29 protein-coding genes and 1 pseudogene are annotated in these 21,499 nt (G+C 53.4%); 19 read left to right on the top strand and 11 right to left on the bottom strand.

Annotated features, from left to right (window positions below):
- Positions 1 to 227: 227 nt before the first annotated feature.
- Positions 228 to 374, bottom strand: coding sequence for a hypothetical protein (locus tag BLP47_RS08435; RefSeq protein ID WP_157671404.1), 147 nt, complete (start codon positions 372 to 374; stop codon positions 228 to 230).
- A 192-nt stretch (positions 375 to 566) separates the two neighbouring features.
- Here BLP47_RS08435 and BLP47_RS08550 point away from each other — a divergent pair, with 192 nt between their 5' ends.
- The 8 genes and pseudogenes from BLP47_RS08550 (at position 567) to BLP47_RS02190 (ending at position 8,610) form a co-directional block, all read left to right on the top strand.
- Positions 567 to 1,367 carry a type I restriction enzyme endonuclease domain-containing protein gene (locus BLP47_RS08550; protein WP_157671402.1) on the top strand — a complete coding sequence of 267 codons (801 nt, stop codon included), beginning with the start codon at positions 567 to 569 and terminating at the stop codon, positions 1,365 to 1,367.
- Positions 1,364 to 2,608 carry a hypothetical protein gene (locus BLP47_RS02220; RefSeq protein WP_091849952.1) on the top strand — a complete coding sequence of 415 codons (1,245 nt, stop codon included), beginning with the start codon at positions 1,364 to 1,366 and terminating at the stop codon, positions 2,606 to 2,608. Before BLP47_RS08550 ends, BLP47_RS02220 begins: the two co-directional genes overlap by 4 nt.
- Positions 2,605 to 4,515 (top strand): ATP-dependent endonuclease, encoded by a 1,911-nt coding sequence (locus BLP47_RS02215; protein WP_091849950.1) that lies wholly within the window; start codon positions 2,605 to 2,607, stop codon positions 4,513 to 4,515. Before BLP47_RS02220 ends, BLP47_RS02215 begins: the two co-directional genes overlap by 4 nt.
- A 32-nt stretch (positions 4,516 to 4,547) precedes the next feature.
- The gene (locus tag BLP47_RS02210) at positions 4,548 to 6,161 is read left to right on the top strand and encodes an ATP-dependent helicase (protein ID WP_197672387.1); all 1,614 of its coding nucleotides are present in this window, start codon (positions 4,548 to 4,550) and stop codon (positions 6,159 to 6,161) included.
- Positions 6,162 to 6,317: 156 nt separating this feature from the next.
- Positions 6,318 to 6,629 carry a hypothetical protein gene (locus tag BLP47_RS02205; protein ID WP_157671400.1) on the top strand — a complete coding sequence of 104 codons (312 nt, stop codon included), beginning with the start codon at positions 6,318 to 6,320 and terminating at the stop codon, positions 6,627 to 6,629.
- 118 nt (positions 6,630 to 6,747) lie between these two features.
- Positions 6,748 to 7,161 (top strand): TIR domain-containing protein, encoded by a 414-nt coding sequence (locus BLP47_RS02200; protein ID WP_091849944.1) that lies wholly within the window; start codon positions 6,748 to 6,750, stop codon positions 7,159 to 7,161.
- Between the two features lie 73 nt (positions 7,162 to 7,234).
- Positions 7,235 to 8,116: pseudogene (locus BLP47_RS02195) on the top strand (caspase domain-containing protein); the annotation flags it as partial.
- On the top strand, positions 8,116 to 8,610 hold the full coding sequence (locus BLP47_RS02190) for a hypothetical protein (protein WP_091849940.1): 495 nt from the start codon (positions 8,116 to 8,118) through the stop codon (positions 8,608 to 8,610). The pseudogene BLP47_RS02195 and the gene BLP47_RS02190, both read left to right, overlap by 1 nt.
- Here BLP47_RS02190 and BLP47_RS02185 read toward each other — a convergent pair.
- Entirely contained in the window at positions 8,607 to 8,981 is a 375-nt protein-coding gene (locus BLP47_RS02185) for a hypothetical protein (RefSeq protein WP_157671398.1), read from the bottom strand. The genes BLP47_RS02190 and BLP47_RS02185 overlap by 4 nt on opposite strands.
- 285 nt (positions 8,982 to 9,266) lie before the next feature.
- Here BLP47_RS02185 and BLP47_RS02180 point away from each other — a divergent pair, with 285 nt between their 5' ends.
- Positions 9,267 to 9,506 (top strand): hypothetical protein, encoded by a 240-nt coding sequence (locus BLP47_RS02180; protein ID WP_091849936.1) that lies wholly within the window; start codon positions 9,267 to 9,269, stop codon positions 9,504 to 9,506.
- A 90-nt stretch (positions 9,507 to 9,596) separates the two neighbouring features.
- A complete protein-coding gene (locus tag BLP47_RS02175) occupies positions 9,597 to 9,833 on the top strand; it encodes a hypothetical protein (protein WP_091849934.1) in 237 nt (78 codons plus the stop codon).
- 9 nt (positions 9,834 to 9,842) lie between these two features.
- Here the strand turns inward: BLP47_RS02175 and BLP47_RS02170 are convergent, their stop codons facing one another.
- The gene (locus tag BLP47_RS02170; protein WP_157671397.1) at positions 9,843 to 10,061 is read right to left on the bottom strand and encodes a hypothetical protein; all 219 of its coding nucleotides are present in this window, start codon (positions 10,059 to 10,061) and stop codon (positions 9,843 to 9,845) included.
- Between the two features lie 776 nt (positions 10,062 to 10,837).
- Positions 10,838 to 11,089, bottom strand: a complete 252-nt coding sequence (locus tag BLP47_RS02165; protein ID WP_157671396.1) for a hypothetical protein — start codon at positions 11,087 to 11,089, stop codon at positions 10,838 to 10,840.
- A gap of 315 nt (positions 11,090 to 11,404) precedes the next feature.
- Between BLP47_RS02165 and BLP47_RS02160 the strand changes: the two genes are divergently transcribed.
- Together BLP47_RS02160 and BLP47_RS02155 are read left to right on the top strand one after the other, a co-directional pair.
- Complete coding sequence (locus BLP47_RS02160; RefSeq protein ID WP_091849928.1) at positions 11,405 to 11,701, top strand: hypothetical protein; 297 nt, start codon at positions 11,405 to 11,407, stop codon at positions 11,699 to 11,701.
- Positions 11,702 to 11,789: 88 nt separating this feature from the next.
- Positions 11,790 to 12,200: a LysE family translocator gene (locus tag BLP47_RS02155; protein WP_091849926.1), complete on the top strand. Its 411-nt coding sequence runs from the start codon at positions 11,790 to 11,792 to the stop codon at positions 12,198 to 12,200.
- Positions 12,201 to 12,642: 442 nt separating this feature from the next.
- On the opposite strand, the gene BLP47_RS02150 is transcribed toward BLP47_RS02155, so the two are convergent.
- From BLP47_RS02150 to BLP47_RS08425, 6 genes are all read right to left on the bottom strand, one after another.
- On the bottom strand, positions 12,643 to 13,647 hold the full coding sequence (locus BLP47_RS02150) for an Abi family protein (protein ID WP_091849923.1): 1,005 nt from the start codon (positions 13,645 to 13,647) through the stop codon (positions 12,643 to 12,645).
- A gap of 33 nt (positions 13,648 to 13,680) precedes the next feature.
- Entirely contained in the window at positions 13,681 to 13,887 is a 207-nt protein-coding gene (locus BLP47_RS08430; protein WP_157671394.1) for a hypothetical protein, read from the bottom strand.
- Positions 13,888 to 14,016: 129 nt separating this feature from the next.
- The gene (locus BLP47_RS02140; protein WP_091849919.1) at positions 14,017 to 14,994 is read right to left on the bottom strand and encodes a redoxin family protein; all 978 of its coding nucleotides are present in this window, start codon (positions 14,992 to 14,994) and stop codon (positions 14,017 to 14,019) included.
- A 385-nt stretch (positions 14,995 to 15,379) separates the two neighbouring features.
- Entirely contained in the window at positions 15,380 to 15,727 is a 348-nt protein-coding gene (locus tag BLP47_RS02135; RefSeq protein WP_091849917.1) for a type II toxin-antitoxin system PemK/MazF family toxin, read from the bottom strand.
- Complete coding sequence (locus BLP47_RS02130) at positions 15,714 to 15,944, bottom strand: ribbon-helix-helix domain-containing protein (protein ID WP_091849915.1); 231 nt, start codon at positions 15,942 to 15,944, stop codon at positions 15,714 to 15,716. The genes BLP47_RS02135 and BLP47_RS02130 overlap by 14 nt, the downstream gene beginning before the upstream one ends.
- Positions 15,945 to 15,953: 9 nt before the next feature.
- The gene (locus tag BLP47_RS08425) at positions 15,954 to 16,241 is read right to left on the bottom strand and encodes a hypothetical protein (RefSeq protein ID WP_157671392.1); all 288 of its coding nucleotides are present in this window, start codon (positions 16,239 to 16,241) and stop codon (positions 15,954 to 15,956) included.
- Positions 16,242 to 16,277: 36 nt separating this feature from the next.
- On the opposite strand from BLP47_RS08425, the gene BLP47_RS02125 reads away from it, so the two are divergent.
- The 3 genes from BLP47_RS02125 to BLP47_RS02115 all read left to right on the top strand — a co-directional run bounded on the left by BLP47_RS02125 (position 16,278) and on the right by BLP47_RS02115 (position 17,608).
- The gene (locus tag BLP47_RS02125; protein WP_197672386.1) at positions 16,278 to 16,625 is read left to right on the top strand and encodes a helix-turn-helix transcriptional regulator; all 348 of its coding nucleotides are present in this window, start codon (positions 16,278 to 16,280) and stop codon (positions 16,623 to 16,625) included.
- Positions 16,626 to 16,643: 18 nt separating this feature from the next.
- Entirely contained in the window at positions 16,644 to 16,868 is a 225-nt protein-coding gene (locus BLP47_RS02120) for a hypothetical protein (RefSeq protein WP_091849911.1), read from the top strand.
- Positions 16,869 to 17,161: 293 nt separating this feature from the next.
- Positions 17,162 to 17,608: an Abi family protein gene (locus BLP47_RS02115; RefSeq protein WP_091849909.1), complete on the top strand. Its 447-nt coding sequence runs from the start codon at positions 17,162 to 17,164 to the stop codon at positions 17,606 to 17,608.
- 82 nt (positions 17,609 to 17,690) lie between these two features.
- Here the strand turns inward: BLP47_RS02115 and BLP47_RS02110 are convergent, their stop codons facing one another.
- The gene (locus BLP47_RS02110) at positions 17,691 to 17,921 is read right to left on the bottom strand and encodes a helix-turn-helix domain-containing protein (protein WP_157671388.1); all 231 of its coding nucleotides are present in this window, start codon (positions 17,919 to 17,921) and stop codon (positions 17,691 to 17,693) included.
- A gap of 312 nt (positions 17,922 to 18,233) precedes the next feature.
- Between BLP47_RS02110 and BLP47_RS02105 the strand changes: the two genes are divergently transcribed.
- The 4 genes from BLP47_RS02105 (at position 18,234) to BLP47_RS02090 (ending at position 21,251) form a co-directional block, all read left to right on the top strand.
- Positions 18,234 to 18,695, top strand: coding sequence for an excisionase family DNA-binding protein (locus BLP47_RS02105; RefSeq protein ID WP_091849905.1), 462 nt, complete (start codon positions 18,234 to 18,236; stop codon positions 18,693 to 18,695).
- Positions 18,696 to 18,714: 19 nt separating this feature from the next.
- Positions 18,715 to 19,299 carry a PIN domain-containing protein gene (locus BLP47_RS02100; RefSeq protein WP_249883411.1) on the top strand — a complete coding sequence of 195 codons (585 nt, stop codon included), beginning with the start codon at positions 18,715 to 18,717 and terminating at the stop codon, positions 19,297 to 19,299.
- 201 nt (positions 19,300 to 19,500) lie between these two features.
- Positions 19,501 to 19,713, top strand: coding sequence for a hypothetical protein (locus BLP47_RS02095; protein WP_197672385.1), 213 nt, complete (start codon positions 19,501 to 19,503; stop codon positions 19,711 to 19,713).
- A 368-nt stretch (positions 19,714 to 20,081) separates the two neighbouring features.
- Positions 20,082 to 21,251, top strand: coding sequence for a Fic family protein (locus BLP47_RS02090; RefSeq protein ID WP_157671386.1), 1,170 nt, complete (start codon positions 20,082 to 20,084; stop codon positions 21,249 to 21,251).
- Positions 21,252 to 21,499: the final 248 nt, after the last annotated feature.

The raw sequence follows: 21,499 nt of genomic DNA, 5'->3' as shown, positions 1-21,499 counted from the left end.
TCCGAGTTGGAATTGCAACAGCATGCCTACAGCTCAAACAGCTACCGGACAGCCTTTTAGCTAGAGGGTCTCGATGGCACTGACTCGGGTAGTGCTAGACCCAGTGATTGCGGATCTGCCCATTAGTTTGCGCCGAACAGTCATAAAAGGCCCCTGCGCCTGAAAAGGCGTAGGGGCTAAAAAGACGAAAAGGGGCTAAGTAGGTGTCACGCAGGCGTGACACCTAGTTATCGGATCTGGCTCCATCGGTCTTCTGAGTTGGCCGCCTCGATGGCGGTTTTGAAGAAGTCATCGAAGTAGCGGCCGTTGTCATACCAATCAGCAGAGTGCTTGTTGGTGCGGGCCTTGATTGTGAAGCAACCGGTTCGAGTCAATCTCCTGATACGCGGATCGCCCGAAGCATCACCTCTTATCCTCGTGTCATCACGCGTAGTTATCGTTGAGTCATGCTTTGATGTCAACTAACAAACACCAGAGGGTGCGGAGGAGACCAGGTCACCATGATCTTCAAGCAGAGAACTGCAGCACATCGAACCCGGACGCCGCGCACCGAAGGTGGTGGCGCAGTGGTGGCTCTGAGGGAGCCTGACCTCTATAGCTCGCTCTGGAAGGGCGCATATGAGCTCCGCGGGGGCATGGATACTTCGCAATACAGGCACTTTGTCCTGACCCTACCTTTTGCGAAGTACGTCGCTGACAAATCCAAGTCTGACAAATCCAAGTCTGACAAGAACAGCCTGATTGACGTTCCTTCTGGCGGGTCTTTTGACAATCTAGTGACCTTCAAGGGTGACAAAGAGATCGGCGACAAGACCAACAAGGCAATCAGCAAGCTTGCCGAGGGCGATGGCCTACTCGGTGAGGCCTACGAATACCTGATGCGTCACTTCGCGACCGAATCTGGCAAGTCCAAGGGCCAGTCCTACACGCCTTACTCCGCAACGGTCTATGACCCGACTTGGGGGTCTGGGTCGCTGCTATTAAGGGTCGCTGATGCCACGCCACACGGTCTAACGATCTACGGCCACGAGAAGGACAACGCGACCTGGGCCCTCGCCAAAAAGCACCCTGCGTGCCTCGAGTGCATCGTCGTTCATGAGATGGCCCGCTTTCACGAGCGCACGCACGGCGACTCTGCGGTGATCGACCTAGGCGACGGCGTGCTCAAGAAGATCGCCCGCGAACTCGCGAATGCTGTTCGCGCCAGCACGACAATCGCCTGGAACCTCAAGGACAGCGTACGCGCCGCTGTGCGCGCGAAGGTACGGCGACTACTGGCGAAGTACGATTACCCGCCAGGCCAAGAGGACAAGGTGGTCGAGCTCGTGCTTGAGCGGGCCGAGTTGTTCGCGGAGGGGGAGGCATGACCGACCTCTTCGAGCGTGGATATCTCCGGGATCACTTCGACCGTCTAGTCCGCGACGCCATAGCTTGGTTTGAGCGGAAGCCGGAAGACGAAATTCTGAGTCGATCGACTGATGATCTCCTCAAGGAGCTTCTTGACAGGTCGCTTTTGGCGCCGCTGGCTATTGGACCTGAGCCCATCGACGGTGGGATCGCGGAAGGCACCGTTGATGTTTCAGATGAGTGGGGCCGTGACCGCAGAACTGTGAAGCGTCCTGTGTTCAAGCTTCACGCCGAATACGAGTTCGATGGCGAGGAAGACCTGCTTTATTACAAGCCCTCTACCTCGCTGGCGTTCACCAGGATTCAGGCAGACGTTCGAGATGGGAGGCTGACCGTTCGCATCGTGATGGACGCAGGTCAAGGCGTCGATGCGGAAGCAGCTCGTCGCGGGTTCGAGCAGGAGATCGACAAAGTCCGCACGAATGCGGGCCATTCAAGGAAAGATGTCGAGGGCTTCAACTCATCCCTAGCGACGAGGCTTCGCCCGGCAGTGGAGCGGCGGAAGTCGCTAATTCAAAGCAAGCGAGACCTCGCCGGTGCTCTGGGCTTTCCTCTAAAGAAGCGGACTAACGCACCTGCGTCATTGCCACTGCAACGAAAGGTGCTGGGTACTCAGCGGACCGCTCCGGCGACCCCGCGTCAACCATACAAGGACGAGTGGGCGCTGACTGACGGGCAATATGAAGATGCCATTCAAGTCATTGGGTCGGCAATGCTGTCTATGGAGCGAACCCCGTCGGTGGTCGCAGGCAAGGACGAGGAGGAGCTTCGCGACTACATCTTGGTCATGCTGAACGGCACGTTTCAGGGCGCTGCAACCGGAGAGACCTTCGTCAAGACCGGAAAGACCGACATCTTGATTCGTGTCGAGGATCGGCACGTCTTCGTTGGTGAGTGCAAGTGGTGGAAAGGAGCCAAAGGACTCGGCAGTGCTATCGATCAGTTGCTTGGCTATCTCCCTTGGCGTGATGAGAAGGCCGCCCTGATCGTCTTCATCGACAACAGGGATGCCTCCGCGGTCTTCGATAAGGCTGAAGAGGCGATCAAGGCTCACCCCGCCCACAAAAGGGTGGGTAAGGGCAGTTCAGACAAGACTAAGCGTCGTAACTTCATCCTTGGGCATCCCGAAGATCGGGAGCGAGAGATCCAGCTGGCCGTGTTGTTCGTAGTACTTCCGAAGGGGAAGGCGGAGCAATTATGAAGATCACTACGATTCGACTGGCTGGGTTCCAGTCGTTTGGGCCTTCTCCGACAGAAATACGCCTTGATGATCTGACCTATCTGATTGGTCCGAATGGCTCCGGCAAGACCGCTGTGTTAGAAGCGTTGGCGCGGCTGTTCGGAACATCTCAGACGCTGCGCTGGGTGCGCCCCGAGGACTTCCATTTCCCAATCGATCCTGCGCTCGATCGCGAGCGTGAGCTGTGGATCGAAGTTGATGTCTACTTCCCAGAGACTTCGGACGGGAGCGTCCACCCCTCGGTCCCACCCTTCTTCGGTCATATGGCGATCGACGATCCCGGTTCGATACCGCGTATTCGGATTCGTCTCACTGCAACACTGGATGACGACGGCTTTGTCGACGAGAAGATCGTCTATGTCACCCAGGTAGACGCCGTCGGACAGCCGACAAAGACGTCAGAGATGCCTAGGCAAGAACGTGCGGCAATCGAGGTGCACTACCTGCCCGCGAGGAGAGATCCTTCGGATCACATCTCCTACACTCCAAGCTCGCTGGTAGGACGCCTCCTGCGTGCGGCGGATTGGTCGGTGGAACGTGAATCCTTGTCCGACCTCAGCGATGACATCACCGCCTCGATGTCCGGAAACGCCGCTGTTGCCAGTCTTGTCGAGACAATTACGACGTCGTGGTCCGGACTTCACAAAGGACCTTTCCTGAAGGATCCGAAAATTACGTTCGGGCGTGGCGAACTTGAGGGGATTCTCAGTCAGCTGAGCATTTCCTTTACGCCATCGACGGATGGCGGAGTCTTGGCGTTCGAGCGGCTGAGTGACGGCCAGAAGTCGCTTCTTTATGTCTCGCTTGTCGTTGCTTCGCTCGGCGTCGCACGCGACGTCCTAGCTGGGACGAATGCTGCCTTCGATCCAGATAAGTTGCGGCCACCAGTCCATACGATCATTGCGATCGAAGAGCCCGAGAACAGTCTGTCCCCCCATTACCTCGGGCGAATCATTCGTCTCATCAAGGAAACGACCGCGCACGGCGATGCGCAGGGCATTCTGGCTACACACGCACCCGGCATGTTGAAGCGGGTCGATCCAACGGCAATTCGCTACCTCCGACTCGACGAGAGCCGCTCGAGTCAAGTCCGAGAGATCGCTCTTCCGAGCCTAGGGACGGACGGCGCGAAGTTCGTGCGCGAAGCCGTTAAGTCGTTCCCCGAGCTCTACTTCTCCCGGTTGGTTGTGCTTGGCGAGGGAGACAGCGAGCAGATTGTCATTTCACGCATCCTGGCGGCGGCGGGAATCGCAGAAGACGATGCGTCTGTCTCGGTCGTGCCATTGGGTGGGCGTTTCGTTCATCACTTCTGGAGGCTGCTCGATGGACTCGACATCTCGTACCTGACGCTGCTCGACCTCGACGCGGGGCGTTGGCAGGGTGGATGGGGTCGGTTGAGCTACGCCGCGAAGCAAGTCAACGACGTTCGAGACGGAACTTTCGTCCAGAAACAACTCGATGGAATCGCAGATTGGAATGCTGACAAGCCATTTCCAGACTACAAACTAGGCGATGGCGGATTGGCATTACTCGAAGCTCAAGGCGTCTTCTTCTCGGGTCCTATCGACCTCGACATGATGCTTCTCGAGGCTTACCCCGACGCCTATGGCGCCGCGCCGGAAATTCCTGGGGGTGCCGACATTGCCGCGGTGCTCGGAAAGATGCATGCCAACGATGACAAGCTCCGTGACGAGATCCGCAACCTCTTCATCAGCTATCACAAGCTCTTCAAGCGCGGCAGCAAGCCCGCAACCCACATCAACGCGATGGCGGCGCTTTCGGATGACGACCTGCTTGATGGCCTGCCTGAAGTCTTGAAGCGACTGGTTGAGGCTGTGCGGCTGAAGCTCGCAGCGATTTCGGAATGATCGTCCCACAAGACTGGGCGCCTGCGAAAGGCGTGACGCTGGAGCCCAACGCTCTAAGTGCTGCTACCGAACGCGTCGACAACGTAGTTGTTTCTGCGGGTCCAGGCGCTGGAAAGACCGAGCTGCTTGCCCAGCGAGCAGACTTTCTCCTGCGTACCGGAGTTTGCCCCTATCCTCGCCGCATCTTGGCTATCTCGTTCAAAGTGGATGCCGCCGCAACGCTGAATAAGCGCGTGCGGGAACGGTGCGGTCGAGACTTAGCCTCACGCCTGGACAGCGTCACATTCCATGCGCTTGCAAAGCGCTTGATCGACAATTATCGGCCACTTCTCACCGGTTCGAAGGCACTTACTGCCGACTATGCGATTCACCCCTATGACCGGATACCGGGCCGTCAAATCACTTTCGATGATCTAGTCCCGCTTGCAATCGACATTCTTCACTTAAGCCCCCACGCCCTCGGGGGGCTCCGTCAGACTTACAGCCAAGTCTTCCTCGACGAGTTTCAGGATTCTACCGAGAGCCAGTACCGCCTAATCAAAGGGATTTTCGCAGGCACGTCTACGCGCCTAACTGCAGTGGGCGACACGAAGCAGAAGATCATGTCCTTCGCTGGAGCCGTTGACGGGATTCTGGAGACGTTCGCGAATGACTTCAACGCCACCAGGCTGTCGCTGTACCAGAACTATCGATCAGCCCCCCTAATCCGCCGGATGCACAACCGCATGGTCTTGGTCATGGACCCTTCAGCGGCCCTGCCGGCAGGAGAGCCGACCGGCACACCTGGCATTGTCGTGAAGCGTTCGTTTGACACTGACAACAAAGAGGCTGTGGCAGTGGTTGACCTCGTGGTGCGGTGGATCGCCGAGGGAACTCCTCTCAGTGAGATTGCAATTCTAATTCGCAATCAGCCCCACCTCTACGGAGCGAAGATCCAGGCCGAACTCGCCGTTCGTGGAATCCCCTCTCGCAATGAGGCGGCACTCCAGGACCTTGCCGCGGAACCTGCATCGAGCCTGGTGCTTTGCTTGTTGCGCGTTCTGGTGCTCGACCGCGATCCGAACGCCTACTCCGAGTTGACGAGACTGGCGGCACGGCGTGGACTTTCGGATGAGGGTGGGCGTCGCTACGACAGCAAACGGAAGCGATTCGTCTCAGAGAAACGCAAGCTCGTTCGCTCAGCGGTGTTTGACCGGACAGCATTCGCCGACTGGCACGCTATCATGGAGGAGTTCCGGACGTTAGTCACGGAGCCCGTCATCGTGGCACTGGCACCAGGCTATGAAGTTGCCAGTCGGTTGGCGGAGGTCACGTCGAAAATCGACACGGAGATCGAAGTTGCACTGAGTGCGGCGGGTTCGATTGAGGATGCGCTCAAGAGGCTTTCCGACGTCGAGGCCGTGCGCCTTCTCACGATCCACAAGTGCAAAGGCATGGAATTTGCGAAGGTGGTCGTCGTTGGCGTCGAGACGCAGATGTTCTGGGGAAACGACGCCAAGGCCGAGTTCTTTGTTGCGATCTCCAGGGCAAAGGACGAACTTCACCTGACTTCATCAGACTTCCGCGCGCGACCAGCTGGGCACCCAGGAAGGTGGGCAGAATCCCGAACTCAGCACAATGAATTCCTCGGCTATGCAGACGAGTAGTGCAAGAAGCAGCCTTTCGGAGATCTACCCTGAAGAGGGATGTTTGATCAACAAAGTGCGTTCTCGTTATTCAGTTCGTCCACCCAAACAACGTACATACCCCAACATCATCAACTTCGTCGTGAATGGATTGATCGTCACGGCTTCGCATTCCCCATGCTGAGTCCAACCGGGCAGATCCTGATCCATGACTTCTACGAACCTTCGAAGCCACTCACGGATGTCCAACTACGAGCGCACCGTGCGGCAATCACGAAGCTGCGGGCATCACTTCCGCATCAGGGAGGCAAAGCATTCGTGCGCATCGCACCATTTCTTGATGTCGTCCCTGCGCAACTTCCGTCACCTGGCCGCGGCAAGCTATACGTAGCGAAAATCGCGATTCTGGTGACCCCACAGATTGATCCCGCAAGGCTCGCCAAGATTCTTATCGAGGTGATGCGCGAACGGCTTGACCACAATATGTAGTGGTTAGTATGTGAATCGGGTCCAATATATTGATAATGGGCGTATCGGCCGTAAGGAAGACCTAACTAACGCGTTACTCTTTGAGCCGTGAAGAGAACGCATTTGCAAGGAGCAAATCATGGCAGATCGACGCGCATTCATTAGTTTCGATTTCGACCACAACGAAGAATCTCGCCGGCTATTCGTCGGACAGGGCAAGGAAGATTCACCAACGCCACTCGTAATCCAAGATTGGTCATCGAAGACGGCTCTCGAAGAAGACGAGTGGGAAGAAAGGATCGCGGCAAAGACCGCGGCGTGCAACATGGTTATCGTCCTAGTCGGCAAGTCCATGGGAAGTGCCTATGGCGTCTCGGCTGAGATCGCAATGGCGAAGGACAAGAACGTTCCAGCGTTCGGGGTCTGCGTTGACGGAGCGAATTCATCTAGGACTATGCCGTCGGGTCTCTCGAATGGACGAGCGATTAGTTGGAAGTGGGACGCGATTGCCAACGCGATCAAGCAGATGATGGGCGAAGGGAAAAATGCCTAGACAACGCCGTGCACTCGTCGTTGGTATTGACGACTATTCGTTCGCGCCCTTGGCCGGTTAAGTAAACGACGCCAAGGCGATTTCAGCGCTGCTTAGGGGGAACCACGACGGCTCTCCTAACTTTGAAGTGGTACTTCGGACCTCAGAGCACGGCAACCAAATCACGAGAGCTTCTCTTCGACAAGATCTCGAACAGCTCTTTGCACCTGGTGAAGCTGACGTCGCACTCTTCTGCTTCGCTGGCCACGGGACCGAGAACGACCTTGGTGGCTATCTAGTAACACAGGACGTCGCGAACGGTGACGAAGGGGTCAACCTGAGTGACGTGCCTACTCGTGCAAATAATTCGCCGGCAACTGAACGGGTCATAATTCTAGATTCGTGTACAAGCGGCGCAGTGGGTGCCTCGCCCTCGCGCAACAACAACGAGGCCAACGTCAGCGAAGGTGTATCGTTTTTGACGGCATCACGTGCCGGTCAAACTGCGGCCGAAGGCAACGGCAACGGTATCTTCACTGAGCTGGTATGCGGCGCACTCGAAGGCGGTGCGGCCGATGTTCTTGGTGATGTATCAGCGCCCGGCATCTATTCGTGCGTTGAGGAAGAACTTGGCGCGTGGGACCAGCGTCCTCTCTTCAAAGCGAACCTGAGCAAGGTCGAGTCGCTTCGAAAAGCATTGCCGGCCGTGCCACTTGCCACTCTTCGAGAGTTTCCAACATGGTTTCCCAACGTAGCGGATGAGTACCCGCTCGATCCGACGTACGAAGACACCATCGTGGGCTTCGATACTGCTCATGTCACAATCTTCAAAAAGATCCAGCGCTGTCGCGACGCCAAATTGATCGAAGCCGTTAACGAAGAGTTTCTTTATTTCGCGGCCAAGAACAGCAAGTCCTGCCGACTGACGATGCTCGGACAGCACTACTGGAAGCCGGCGAAACAGGGGCTGTTCTGATGGCTGGCGATCTGAAAATCGGAGTCACCGGTCATCAAGTACTTACGGAAGACACCGAATTGATGGTGCGCGACTCGATAGCTGCCTACCTCGGCACCAAGACTGACGTCGTTGGAGTGAGATCGCTGGCAGAGGGAGCTGACCAAATCTTTGCTGAAGAAGTGCTCAAAGCTGGTGGCGAACTTGAAATCGTCATTCCGTCTGATCACTATGAAAGCTCTTTTGAAAGCACCGCTGCGCATAGCAATTATGAGCGTGTAAAGGCGATGGCGAAAACTGTGATCCAACTCGAGTTCGTCAATCCTTCGCAGGATGCTTATTGGGCGGCTGGCAACAAGATTGCTGACGTGGCCGACGAGTTGATAGCAGTACGGGATGGCAAGGAAGCCGTCGGACAGGGCGGAACAGGGGATGTTGTTCACTATGCCCGGGGCATAGGTAAAAAGGTCGTGATCGTTTGGCCTGAAGGCGCAAGCAGGTTGGCCAAGAACTAGCTGCGTCCTAGTTGGGCCCGGATCTTTACACCGGACTGGCGGAGAGCGTGGATAATCGTGTGATTATCGAATCTGAGCCGCTTGCCGATTCTGATGCCTGATTGTCCGGCCTCGTGTAGCTCGATCGCCAGAGTCAATTGTTCCGGGCTGATCAAGCCAGGCTGCACAATCTCCGCACCTCGTGCCTTTAAGTGCTTACGAACAGTGTGATTGTGGATGCCGAGGTGTCGAGCGAGGCCTTTGACTGACTTCGTCTCGCCATAGAGCCGGACCAACTCATCTACCTGCTCGGGCCGCAGTTGCGCCGCGGAGGCAGGGATTCGACGTCCGACCTCTGGTAGGCGATGCTCAAATTCTGTCCGGATCCGCACATCCATAAGCGTTTTAGTAGTTATGCAATGTTTGGAATAACTTTGCAAGAGCCGCACCAAACATAAGTATTATTCATGTTTACAGAGGCAGATGTCCATCATCGGCTTTTTGTTTGGAGAGTGACGCGATTCTGGGGCAATCGGCCCCGTTGATTGTTTCTAGTTTTCGTTAGGTCTCTGGCAGTGTCTGTTTGAGAATTATTATCAATAAGCATCTAATTGAAGTAGATCAAGGTAAGCCTCTGATCAAAAAACTAATGAGCGCCTTAAGCGCAGGCGAAGCCCGTGAACCTACAAGACCTAATCAATCAAGGAGACCAACTACTAGACGAAGAAGCCGGCTCTTCACTTGTTCGTTTTTGGCAATCAGAATCACTAGAGACAATTAAGGGACACGGTGAAGGTGCGGTCGGTGCTCTTGAGGGGACATTTCGATACGCGATGATCATGCGTAATAAGCCCGAAAGCCAACGTCGGCAAGCGGAGTCGATCAAGCGATCTCAGAAACTGATGCGGGTGCTTTAAGGTCGCAAACCTCGACCACAAGAAGGAGTATCCCCGGCAGTCGAAGAGAGCACCAAGGCATCACTTTCAGACAAGTTCTCAGGCACGAACATGACCTTTCATGGACCAGTTAGTTTCGGTGACAACAGTCCTGCAAATCAAATCGAAGTACGTGAAATCCTCGTGGCAAGGCTGAGCCAGGCTGAAGCAACGCTGCCCGAGGGTGATGACAAGAAGTCCATTTTGGAGCATCTAAAAGCTCTGACTGAGAACCCAACCTTCGCTGCAATCGCGGGCAGCACGCTGGGTGCAATTCTTGGTAGCTTTCTTCGCCCGCCTAGCGCATAACTCAATAAACTATGGAGAGAGTGAAACAACCTTCGTTAAGGTCTGGTTCCGTAACGTTCTCAAAATCGTGTGATGACAAAACCCAAGCTTCTCGCCAATAGCCGTGCTTGGTTCGCCAGCTTCATACATCTGCTTAGCTAACTTCTTCTGCGCTTCGGTCATCGGCTTTGCAGAGCGCACACGAATACCGCGTTTGCGAAGATGCTCACGAACGGTCGTACGGGACATGCGAAATTCTCTGGCAACCAGTCGCGTGTTCTTCGTCTCGTTATACCTGGCAACAAGTCGATCGACCTCATCAGAGCGTAATTGCATAGCCAAAGCAGGAATACGCCGTTCAGGCTCTGGCGTGCGGTGGTCGGATTCCGCCCGAACCCGTGCGTCCATAAGCGTTTTAGTAGTTATGCAATGTTTGGAATAAGTTGGCAAGTGCCGCACCAAGTGAGTTCATCTCAAAGTGCAATCCATCAATCGAAAGAGCAACCGATTTTGTTTGCTTCAGCAGGGATGAATCATTTTTCTTGGCTACAACGAACTGATGTCATAAGCACGCAAACTTTTGTCACCCTGAGATGGTGCTTTAGAAACCTTCAACCAGTCATTGACTTTGTGCTTAAACCCTGGGCAATTATTCTCGATGCGCCTCACACTCGGCATCTTCATCTTCTTGGCTTGCCAAGGGATCATAGCTCTCAGTAGTAGCAGCTAATACGCGACTTGTCCGGTGTCATTTTTGTGCAAGAGCGACCGACATCTGGTGATGCTTCTCCTGACGTAACTTACTTCAAGCATCTCAGGGTATTGCAACCTTCAAGACTGGAGACATGGCAAAGAGCTTTCCTGGGAACTAGTTAGCTATTTCATTCTCTCAGTGCCGGATCCACGAAAAATTGCTCACTGGCAACCCCTCGTGTTTTCAAACTGCAGCCTGTCCCCGAGGAATCATGTGAAAGATCGCATAAGGATGGTTTGGCTTCCAATCCTTTCTTGCCGGACGTCAGCGTCTATACCTGCGCGGTGAGCGCTTGGATCTGTTGCTGGATTGCGGCGGAATTCAACGGTTCGTTCTTGCGAATGAGCCTGGCTTTGGCAGGTTTGTGTACCATTCCCGAATCGTCGAGGACGCGCTGGAATGGCGTCTTCGGGGTGTCGTAGGTTTTCGTCATCTTGTCGCCGTTACGGGTCTTGGAGACGAGTTTCTGCTGCGGCCCGAAGTGGTTGGTCAGCAGTGTCTGCAGTGCCCAGATCTGGTTCAACAACTCCAGCTCGCTGGCACAACTTTGTTGAAAGTTATTGCCTAGATTGATCCAGCACCGGCAAGGACAGGAATCCGGCAAGGCGTATATCTTGATGGCTCAGTTCCGGATTCTTGGCTAACTCCCCTCAGGGCTCAGTGGCTCAGCTTCAAGCCGAGCATCCTGGCTTTTCCAGAGGCTAGAAGCCATTGACACGGAAGTTGTTGTTGGGTCCAGAACCGCCTGTTGGGCTTGGGGGGTCGGAGATTTTGACGAAATTCCCTACACTTTTATTCAGCGAGCCGGATCAAGCGTGAAACTGAGGGCGTCAAAACAGTGACAATCACGCTTGAAACCGAAGACGTCACAATTATTGAAGGCATACCGGTCACAACACAGACCCGCACCGTTCTGGACATAATGCGCGAAGGTTTTGACCTTGGTGGTGTGGGCCAAGTAATCAACGAATTTGGCTTTGAAAATATTGACTTCGACCGGGTGAGGGCTAGCTCTCAAAATCTGCAAATGTCCTACGGTCTAAGTAAAAGGCAATTCATCGCTCAAATTAATGACTTCGAAACAAGAGCCAAAATAGTGAGACTTCAGAGCCTCGGTCTTATAAATTCGGATTAACCCCTAAGAGCTCCTTAGCGAAACACGAGCAGCTGTGGATAAACAAAAACAGGATTTTCAATTCAGAACTAAATTTCCAAGTTCATGATTGGAAAAGGACCTAGTAATGGCATCCAACTACTCAACTCCAGCCGCGGCAGCATTGGGTCCCATGTTCGTTGTGCTGAAGATCGCAGGGGCGACTTATCTAGTCTGGTTGGGTGTGAAGATGTGGCGTCGGCGATCGTCAGTTACGACGACGGCCACCGGTGCATCGCCGAAAGTCAGGCCAATGCGTGCGGCAGTGACAGGTTTTGCGTTTGGGCTGAGCAACCCTCAGGCCATAGTCTTTTACGTCGCATTGCTGCCAGCAGTGATCAACCCTGGGGCCAGTGCGGGGCTGTATGTCGTTCTGGGAGCGGTGTTATGCACTGTGATGATGGTTGTCGCAGCGGTCTACATCACCCTGGGCTCACGCGCCCGAAACCAACGTTCATCTAAATTGCTCCAATCTATCTAGCCGAGAGTATCAAATACGGTGGTGGCTATTCATAGATTTCTCACACAGGTATCTCGCTTTTGCTTCCCTTGTAAATCAACGCCTCGCCAAAGGGCGGATGTGGTGTCGCAAATACGGTCGTTTGCGGACACCGGCGATCTCCGCTCAAAGAGCTGAGTGGTTGAATGGGTGAATGTTTACAACAACTTAGAAACGACCTGGTGCAATATGTGACGACAAGTTGCAGATTGCGAAACCTGTCCTTGCAGTTTGTGAAATGTGTCGTAGTATAGAGATTAACCAGAGGAAATGACGACCCCCCGGGAATCAATCGGCTAACCGAAGTGGTTCCTTGAAAGCCTTAATTGGTGAGTCTAAAAGCCCTTTAGGGTGATTTCAAAAAAGCCCCTGTTAGCAGGGGCTTTTTTTATTTGCTCACCTCTGCTCTACTACTCAGCTTTTCTCATTGTTGACGATCGTCCTCAAAAGACTGCATGCTTTCCAAATTACTCGGCAGCTCTGTAAACGAGTCATGTCTTACAAGCTCGACACTTGCAATGTTTTCCTTTGCCTCTGATGCTATTAGATACTCCGTGGCCCCATTTTCTAGACCAGCCACAAACAGCCCGGTGTCGCCAATAATGTCTCGAATAGGGCTAATGATCTCACCAGCCAAATCGGTGTACGTGTCTTGGTCCATTTGATCTAATACCTTGATGAGATTATTGATCGCACCCATAGAGCTCGAAACTTCATGTATGTAGCTAAGACTTTTGAGCTTTTTCATGGGCGCAGCCTTTTCCCACTTGTTTTCCCAAAGAACCTTATTGTGGCAAACCTCATTGCGTAAAGCGGCCACGTAGTGCAAGTCGGCTGCAAGCATGGCAATAGTCTGGCTAACTGGTCCTCGCTGATCAACCATTGGCCGGCCCAATTTGCTACTGAAGCTCAGGCCAGCTTTCCGTGCACCTGAAACTGAAGTACTAAATGCGGTTGCGGTTAGTAGGGCCAATTTTTGGCCAAAACTGTAGGGCAGTAGCCCCTTAAAGTCGTCGTCGTTGCGCCAATAATCAAGGTCTTTACTTTCTACCAAGGCACGAGTGGAGCGTTCCCTGCCGTTCCCATAAAATTCACTCTCCAGGAATCTTTTTGTGCGGTTTCCCGCTCGGTACGCCTCGGACAACTCATATTCCAATCGAAGCTCTACATGCAGGCAGCCCGCTAAAACCAGCAATCTGAGAGCTTTTTCCTGCTCGATAATTGTATATATCTCCCGAAAGTCGGTCTCTCCGCGGAATTCACCAGCTGAATCTAAGGGCTCCTGCTGAAATGGTCGGAAGAAGTAACCTAACCGCAAGGGCCCCAAGTTCCTCATCCAACCCTTGAGAAGCCCCTCATCTTCCTTATTAACGACCATTTTTCGGGCCCTAAGCCCGGCAATCTCATCGTCTAAAGTGCGTGGCTTCAAAGTCGAACCTTTCTGTCTCGAATCAAAAAGCGTTTAGCGCGACCGACCCGAATTGGGAGCCTCAATGTCTGGTTCGGCCAGGACAGCGAACTCATTGGCTTTGGCAGCGTATAGATGCAACGGGTAATCCCAACCTTCATCTTTTATTTTGCGCATTACGAAGGTTAGCCCACTCATGAAGCTATTTTCCGAGTTCACGAAGTCAAGCAAAATCTCCGACCACGCCTCGCCGATTTTCATGGCCCGACTAGACTCTTGCTGCTTCCGAAGGTGAATCTCGATTTCATGGGTGTTGTGATGAATCAGGCTCGTGTAGCCAGGTTTCGTCGATGGCGCTGACCGCCTCGAGGAAACGTTGTCGCACCTCATTCATTTACCCACCTGAGGCGATGACGGGGGGTTAGTCCGCAGCCAGTCCAACACTTCGTCGGCGTGGGTATCGGGCGGGAAGACGGGGTAGAAGACGTGCTCAATGATGGTGCCTGTGAGAACGAGGGTCAGGCGCTTGTAAAACCTCGAGTTGTTCGCCTGAAAGGTCGGCAGGTCCAGTGCCTCAGCCAGGCGCAACTGTGGATCAGACAGCATCGGGTACGGCAGCTGCAACCGTGCCACCAAGTCCTGCTGGTATCGGGCATCATCGCTAGAAAGTGCCAAGACCTGTTCGGCGCCAGACTCACGTAGCTTGGCGAAGTTGTCGCGGAAGCCGCATGCTTCCTGACTGCATCCTCGCGCACCCGGTATCTGATCCCAGCCACGTGGCATATCCACGGCGGGGTCCCCGGTCAGCGGGTACACAAATAGTACCCATCGGCCATCGCTTACCTTGTCCAGTGTGATATCGCGACCCTCAGTGGTCGGGAACGTCACTGCCGGCACACGCAGTCCCGGCAGGTGTCGGGCTGCGCCATCGTCATGCGGTGCCGGGAGATTATCGGGTAGAGGGTCAGCAGAGGGCAACATGTTAGAGGTCTCCTTCGAGGTTGAGTGATGGAAGCCGCGGACCGCGGCGGTCTGGATCGCGTTGAGCAGCCGCTCGCGGTCACCGGTGAGCTCGACTAGCAAGCGGTCTAATTCGTCTAGCTTGCCTTGGTAGGTGGCTAGAGACTCTGGGCAGTCATCACTGTGCCCGTGACCGGCGCGCAAGCACTCCACGAACGGGCGGGTTTGCTGCGCAGTCAAGCCCAACGACATCAACATTCGGATCTCAGAAGCCAGTCGCACATCCTCCGGGCTGAAAAACCGGTACCCGTTCGGGTGGCGTCGCGGCTGCACCAAACCGAACCCTTCGTAGTAGCGCAATGCCTTTACCGACACCCCGGCTGACTTGGCAGCTTCACTCGCCCACATGACTCACTCCCATCGATAACTCAAGACTAAACCTGGCCCTGTGGGGATGAGTCAAGAGCAATTACAACTGAAGTGGTATCTGGCAGCAAAACTCTAAGAAAAACCATTCGAAACGGGGTCTGCTATCGGAACTCTCCTGGTCGCCTTTATGGCTCCACCTTCAGAAGCCAGCTACTATTCGAGAACCAATCCCGGTAGTGCGGCAACAAGGCAGGAAGCCGCTGGCAAGCTACCCTGCGCTGACAGAGGCCCCTTCCTCCACTGTCTACAGAGTGACTCGGCAACTGTCGCTTGCTCTGGTTACCTCCGCCATGAAAAGCCCTAGTTCTCTGCGCCTAGAGCGCACTCGCTCTACTATCGAGATAAAAAGCTCACTTTCGTGGAGCTACAACTGCAGGTGAAGACGCAATGCGTCATCAAGCTGTGACATGACCTCCGCAGGAGCCCGCCCGAGGATCGCGCCGAGTCGCTCGATGGGGATCGAGCGGACCTGCTCGGCCTGGGCCTTAGAGTCCCTGGGTAACCCGGTGGCAGCTTGGGGCAACAGAACCTGAAAAGGGAAGATCTGGTCGGTGTTGCTGGTGACCGGTACTACGGTGATCACTCCGCGGCCAAGCCGCGCCGCGATAGAGTTCGCGCGATCGTTGCTGACAATCACTGCCGGACGTCGTTTGTTGGCCTCGCTTCCGCGCACTGGATCCAGATCCACAAGCCGGATCTCACCGCGCAGCATCGGCGATCCCGTCAGCCACGGTCACACTCCACGCCGCTTGGTCACCTGATGCCTCCCACTGAGTCCAGGCCGCTTGGTAATCCTTCTCCAGTTCGGGAAGGCGCAGCATGCGCACGGCATGGTGCACAGCGGCAGACCTTGAGGCAAGGCCGGCAGTGCGCGCGAATTCATCGAGGATAGCCACATCCTCTTCGGGGAGACTAATGCTTATCTTCATACCAAAATACTACCACGGTGCTACCTCACTCTGCGGCTGTCTCGGCTGCTGGGCGAGCACTGTCGAGCATGCCGATCCTCTGCAGGCATCCGTCTCGAGCTGGAAATCGGCTCTTAGCAGCGCCTTATGAGGCACCAACCTAATCCTCACACTCAAAGAATCTGAGGCATCTCGAACTGGGCTTGGCCTTCTAGATAGTCGGTCGCGGTCGCGCTGCTCTCCGGCTTCCAGGCGAAATGGCTGGCTGGTGACCTGCCGCTCATAGAGTTTGCGGGTGTATCTTGCAATACTTCGCACATAATCACTAATTATATTAAAAGTATGGAGTAGAACGTGGGACGCACACGAGTTGGAATGTCCGCAGTAGCAGAGAATGCACTTGCTGTGCTCGGCAGCGAGGTTCGCTTGGCGCGCATGGGGAAGAAGATGACCATCGCAGAGCTTGCCGCCCGCGCCGGTGTCTCGTCGCGCACGGTATCCGCCATCGAAGCTGGTGCCCCTGCGACAGCTGTTGGCAATGTATTCACTGTCGCGCTGGCCGTCGGATTCCCGCTGTTCTCTATAGAAGACCCCAACGAGTTTGCTGCCCTGCGCCTTCGCGGTGAAGAGAAGATTGCCCTGCTGCCGAAACGTGTCGACCACCCTCGAAAAAAGGATGACGATGGCAACTTTGACTTCTGATCTCATCTACGTCTGGGTATGGCTTCCCTTAAGACCGAACCAATTCCTGCCGGGGTGCTTCGCCAAAGTGGCAACTCGCTGAGCTTTCGCTATGGCAATAAGTACCTGCAACGACCTGACGCCATGAGCCTTTACGGGCCAACTCTGCCGTTGACCAATAAATTCACTGCACCTTTTGGTGGCCTTCTGGCCCCTGGCCCGATTCGCGATGCCGAACCGGACTCGGGCATACGATTTGAGTGAGATGGCCCGTGGGTTTCTAGAAGTTGAGAACAACTAGTGCATTTGGGAGTTTATGAGCTTTGTTAGAGGTGAACTCAACGCTGAGGTGCCTTCGCTCGGTTCGCACTCTTCTCTAAATAGTGAGTCAGCCTTGTCGAGCCAATGCGCCTGGTTCTTATACGTTTCTTTATAACGCTAAAGGCGGTTTTGTCGCAGTGCGCTACTCTCCTATTTTTCGATTTGTCGCAAAAAGAGAACCGCCACACACATACTAAATGGCGAAATGTCACACTAAACGCCAATTTGTCGACTGAATTGGTTTATCACCAAATTTCAAAACTGCCCAGAAAGACTCGGTTGGATCTGCCCATGAAAAATGGCTAATTGGTTACAGGGGCTCCCTGAGAAGGCACAGAGAGAACGATATTGTGGTCAAGCACGACACGTTTGAAGATGGCAAGTTTCCAATTTGGGCAGCGGTGGAGTTGCTGGACTTTGGCAACATCTCCAGGCTGTTTGCGGGTCTGGATGAACCCGTTGCAACAGCAGTCGCAAATGAGTTTGGAGGTGGGGCGAGATTCATGAAAGGTGTTGTTCAATCCCTAAATAACCTCAGGAATCATGTGGCGCATCAGTCAAGGCTCTGGAACTTCCACTATCCCCAGAACCCTCCCTCACGTCAGGCATTATTGCCTAAAGACCTAAGGCACCTGCAAGGCTTAAAGGACTATGAGCGCCGCAAGCTATGCCACCAAGCTTGATGTTAAGTTCGGTTTTCATCTGGTTTGGCTTCTGATTTGACAGTTGGGCTTCTTGGAAAGTGGCTTTTTTTACTCACGATTTTTATTCATCTTTTTTATCCATGGCGACTTGTTTCTCGAGCCTGAGGGAGTATCCAAGCTCTGACAGGACATTATGAGCCAGTCTCAGATTCACATCTTCTTTGCCGTTTTCAACTGAACTCAACCATTTTCTTGAAACTTGCAGGCGCTGTGCCAACTGCTGTTGGGTGAGACCAGATTCTTTGCGCGCCTGACTCACAATAAGACCCAATATCCTGGGCGTAAATCTCATGAGGCCCCCTGTAACTTGTAATAAACAATAACAAATGTAACCAATAGTGCGCAATGTCATTTGCGCACTGTATTACTCATTCAACTTTGAACTGATTGCGATGTGGAGCTGGGAGCTGGATTGTTGGGGGCTGCCCCCTAGTAGCTAATGACTTTTGCCCCGTTGGCCTCCCTCTGATTGTCTAAGAGTGCGAGCCCAATAAGGGGGGCTGTAACATGTCAATTCTTTGGATCAACCGGAGCTAACGCCAACAAACAAGTCGCCTGCCAAAAAATCTTGACTGTTTTGAATATTTCGAATAATATTGCATCCATGGACACCTTTAGCCCGACCGCAGAAGAAATTGAACTGCTCGAACGTTATGTCTTTACCAGCTCTCGAGGCCCAAGACCTCAAATACCAAAGTTAGTTTTGTCTGATGGAACCGCCCTGGAGCTTTCTGCCCAAGTAGCAAAAATCCTGAGATTGATTGCCGAGGACTTTAGCGCGGGAAGATCGATTTCGATTATTTCACATCAGACAAAACTCACCACTCAGGAGGCTGCTGATTTCTTGGGGCTTTCAAGGCCAACACTTATAAAGCTGCTTACCCAGCACCTAATACCCTTCGAGACCATCGGCAGACACAGGAAGATCAATTTCGCCGATGTTCAGGCTCTGCGAGAGAAACTGGCCAGCTCTCAAAGAAATGCAATCACAAAGATGAGAGAGCTATCAGACATTGAGCTGGATTCAGAAGAAAGCTTGGCTAACAATCCTTTGATTAGGGAATAGCTAGTTGTTCACGGCTTTAGTGGACGCGAACGTTTGGTATTCAAAGCTCCTTCGGGATGCTCTTCTTGAATTTGGACTAAACCACTTTTTCCAACCACGGTGGTCACAAAATATACTTGATGAAACCCAAGGGGCACTTGAGCGACGATTCCCAGGTTACGGTCTGTCATTCAAAAAACAGGCTGAGTACATGAATTTAGCCTTTCCTGAGGCAATGGTCGGAGACTTTGAGCATCTGGAAACTGGGCTGCAAGAAGTTCACGAAAACGACAAGCATGTTTTGGCTGCAGCCTTAGCTTGTAAAGCTGGCGCCCTAGTGACATTCAACCTTAAAGATTTTCCACAAAACTTATTCGAGGTGCACGGCGTCCAACTCGTCCACCCGGATGATTTTTTACTAGATCAGGTTGATTTGAATCCCCAAATCGGCCTGCTGGCGATAGCTAAGCAGTTGGCAGATTACCGAAGGCCCCATATCGGAGCACTCGAGCTCTCTACTAAGATGAAGATACTTCGATGCCCTGGATTTGCAGAATTTGTCGCCGAGCATTCCGATAAAATTGATTATCACGTGAGCTCGCTTCGCGAGAACCCGAGTCAATAGTTAGCTCTTCGTAAATGCCGTCCCATGGCTTTGCCAAAATCTCAAGTTTCTTCTATAACTCTGCAGCCCTTCGGGAAAAACTCCCCCACCAAATAAAAGGAAGCCACAACCTGGGGCAGCAAAGAGTTATGGCTCCAAACCTTCCTTGGGCCTAAAGACGGAGGAAAGAAACATTTTTCTTCCAGCAACAACGACTGCGGCATGCTCACCTTTATTGACGATGAATTCAAAGAAGGTATCCGCAAGGAGACCGGCTTGAAGCCCGAGTGGGCGGCGGAGTCTTTTAGTGACATCGCAAGCGATGTCCTACAAAGCATCTCGAGGATAAAGGCTTCGCCCTTTATCCCTCACACCGATGCTGTCAGAGGTTTCATCTTCGATGTTGCCTCTGGACTGCTGGACGAAGTGAAGTAGCAAGGCCCACAAGAACATCTACAAGGCTGAATCAAACCGGTCCTGGGTTTTCTGGGGCCCGTTTTTTCATTCAACACAGTGGTAATTGCTAATCAGCAGGGTTTAATTCCCATGCGGCTAGTGGTCAAACCCAAGAAGCGAGTCATGCAAAATGGCGGTGGGTAAGATAACAAAAGATTCTGCGTTCAATTTCCACTCGGCTAGCTGGTTTAGCTCTCCTAAATGGCAGCTTGATCTAAAAGCACAATTGATCCACGAGGCCCTGCGCGACAATTTTACCAGCCTCAATGCCTCCTTACGATTGTTTAGTCGGTTAAACAATCGTAAGGTAGGACTGTGCGATTGAAAAAGGACATTGGGGGCTTGCCTTGAGTTGGCCTAGGTATGAGTCGGAGCAGCTTTATTGGGAGCCTGATTCAAGCTATCCGGTGTCAAGAAGACAGCTGCTGCGTCATAAGGGCCCCTACTTCGGGGCAGTTGCCCCGCTAATTGCTAACCGACAGGTTTTACTTTCCAGCGGCCTGTTGGCAATTGCGGATGAAGCTGTCGTTGAGTTAGCTCGGTTTGATGTTGAGGTGGGGCAGATGGTTGCACCTTTTTCGAGCATATTATTGCGCTCAGAGGCGGCTTCCTCTTCTCAGATAGAAAATCTGACGGCCTCACCGGCGGCAATCATTCGGGCAGAGCTAGGGCTTAAAGAAACCGTGAATTCGAGCTTGATCATTAGCAATCAAAGAGCAATGAGTGCAGCGGTGGCAGCAAGTGCGTCACTTAGCCTAGATAGCTTGCTGGAGATTCATCGGGTGCTACTGGAGAAATTTGATCCGGTGAATGCTGGCAGGCTGCGAGATGTGCCGGTTTGGATTGGCGGGGATCCCTATGGCCCACACAAAGCCCAATACGTTGCCCCCGAGGCCTCTAAAGTGTCCGAGCTCTTGGATGATTTGCTTGCATTTTGCCAAAGAGATGACCTGCCGGCCCTGGTGCTGGTGGCAATATCCCATGCGCAGCTTGAATCAATCCACCCCTTCACCGACGGTAATGGTAGAACCGGCAGGGCATTGGTGCAGGTGCTTTTGAATCGGTTGGGTGTTACCAACTCGGTTATGGTCCCGGTTTCTGCAGGGTTATTGAAAAACACCGCTGCCTATTTTGGAGCGCTGGATGAGTATCGAGCTGGGAACCCAGAGCCGATAGTTGAGGTTTTCGCAAGGGCATCGCTACTTGCTGTATCCAACGGCAGGGTTCTGGCGCGTCAACTCTCAAGCGTTCGAGATTCTTGGAATCAAATACTTGGCGTCAGGTCTGATGCTGGAGCTAATCGGTTGCTCGATCAATTATTGGCATCCCCGGTGATAAATCGGTTACGCGCAAAAGAGTTGCTATCGACCACAGAAGCCAACGCTCAGCTAGCAATTGACAAGCTGGTGGAGGTGGGGATCTTGACTCAGCAAGGATCTGGCCAAAGAAATCGAGTTTGGCAGGCCGAGGCTGTCCTAACTGCCCTGGATGATTTCGCTTTGAACCTTCGTCGCTAACTCAGGTTCAAGCCCAAGGGGCTCAAACCTCTACTGGGCAGCTGTTCATCTGCCAGCTGGCTCTGTTGACAATTAGATACCTGATGGGAAAAATGCCAAGACCACGGTATTCCAATAATGTCCTGCAGAGCATCTCGAGGATCAAGTCTTCACCTTTGATCCCTCACACCGATGCTGTCAGAGGTTTCATCTTTGATGTTGCCTCTGGACTGCTGGAAGAATTTAACTAGCAGGGGCCACAAGAACAT

Source organism: Candidatus Aquiluna sp. UB-MaderosW2red, from assembly GCF_900100865.1.
Classification (GTDB): domain Bacteria; phylum Actinomycetota; class Actinomycetes; order Actinomycetales; family Microbacteriaceae; genus Aquiluna.
This window is presented reverse-complemented; position numbering and strand designations above follow the sequence as displayed.

Excerpts from the sequence above, each read along its gene's own strand:
- BLP47_RS02220 (WP_091849952.1), top strand. The coding sequence starts at position 1,364 with ATGACCGACCTCTTCGAGCGTGGATATCTCCGGGATCACTTCGACCGT.
- BLP47_RS02215 (WP_091849950.1), top strand. The coding sequence starts at position 2,605 with ATGAAGATCACTACGATTCGACTGGCTGGGTTCCAGTCGTTTGGGCCT.
- BLP47_RS02205 (WP_157671400.1), top strand. The coding sequence starts at position 6,318 with ATGCTGAGTCCAACCGGGCAGATCCTGATCCATGACTTCTACGAACCT.
- BLP47_RS02200 (WP_091849944.1), top strand. The coding sequence starts at position 6,748 with ATGGCAGATCGACGCGCATTCATTAGTTTCGATTTCGACCACAACGAA.
- BLP47_RS02190 (WP_091849940.1), top strand. The coding sequence starts at position 8,116 with ATGGCTGGCGATCTGAAAATCGGAGTCACCGGTCATCAAGTACTTACG.
- BLP47_RS02175 (WP_091849934.1), top strand. The coding sequence starts at position 9,597 with ATGACCTTTCATGGACCAGTTAGTTTCGGTGACAACAGTCCTGCAAAT.
- BLP47_RS02170 (WP_157671397.1), bottom strand. The coding sequence starts at position 10,061 with ATGTCCCGTACGACCGTTCGTGAGCATCTTCGCAAACGCGGTATTCGT.
- BLP47_RS08430 (WP_157671394.1), bottom strand. The coding sequence starts at position 13,887 with ATGAAAATCGGCGAGGCGTGGTCGGAGATTTTGCTTGACTTCGTGAAC.
- BLP47_RS02140 (WP_091849919.1), bottom strand. The coding sequence starts at position 14,994 with ATGTGGGCGAGTGAAGCTGCCAAGTCAGCCGGGGTGTCGGTAAAGGCA.
- BLP47_RS02135 (WP_091849917.1), bottom strand. The coding sequence starts at position 15,727 with ATGCTGCGCGGTGAGATCCGGCTTGTGGATCTGGATCCAGTGCGCGGA.
- BLP47_RS02130 (WP_091849915.1), bottom strand. The coding sequence starts at position 15,944 with ATGAAGATAAGCATTAGTCTCCCCGAAGAGGATGTGGCTATCCTCGAT.
- BLP47_RS02120 (WP_091849911.1), top strand. The coding sequence starts at position 16,644 with ATGGCTTCCCTTAAGACCGAACCAATTCCTGCCGGGGTGCTTCGCCAA.
- BLP47_RS02110 (WP_157671388.1), bottom strand. The coding sequence starts at position 17,921 with ATGAGATTTACGCCCAGGATATTGGGTCTTATTGTGAGTCAGGCGCGC.
- BLP47_RS02105 (WP_091849905.1), top strand. The coding sequence starts at position 18,234 with ATGGACACCTTTAGCCCGACCGCAGAAGAAATTGAACTGCTCGAACGT.
- BLP47_RS02095 (WP_197672385.1), top strand. The coding sequence starts at position 19,501 with ATGCTCACCTTTATTGACGATGAATTCAAAGAAGGTATCCGCAAGGAG.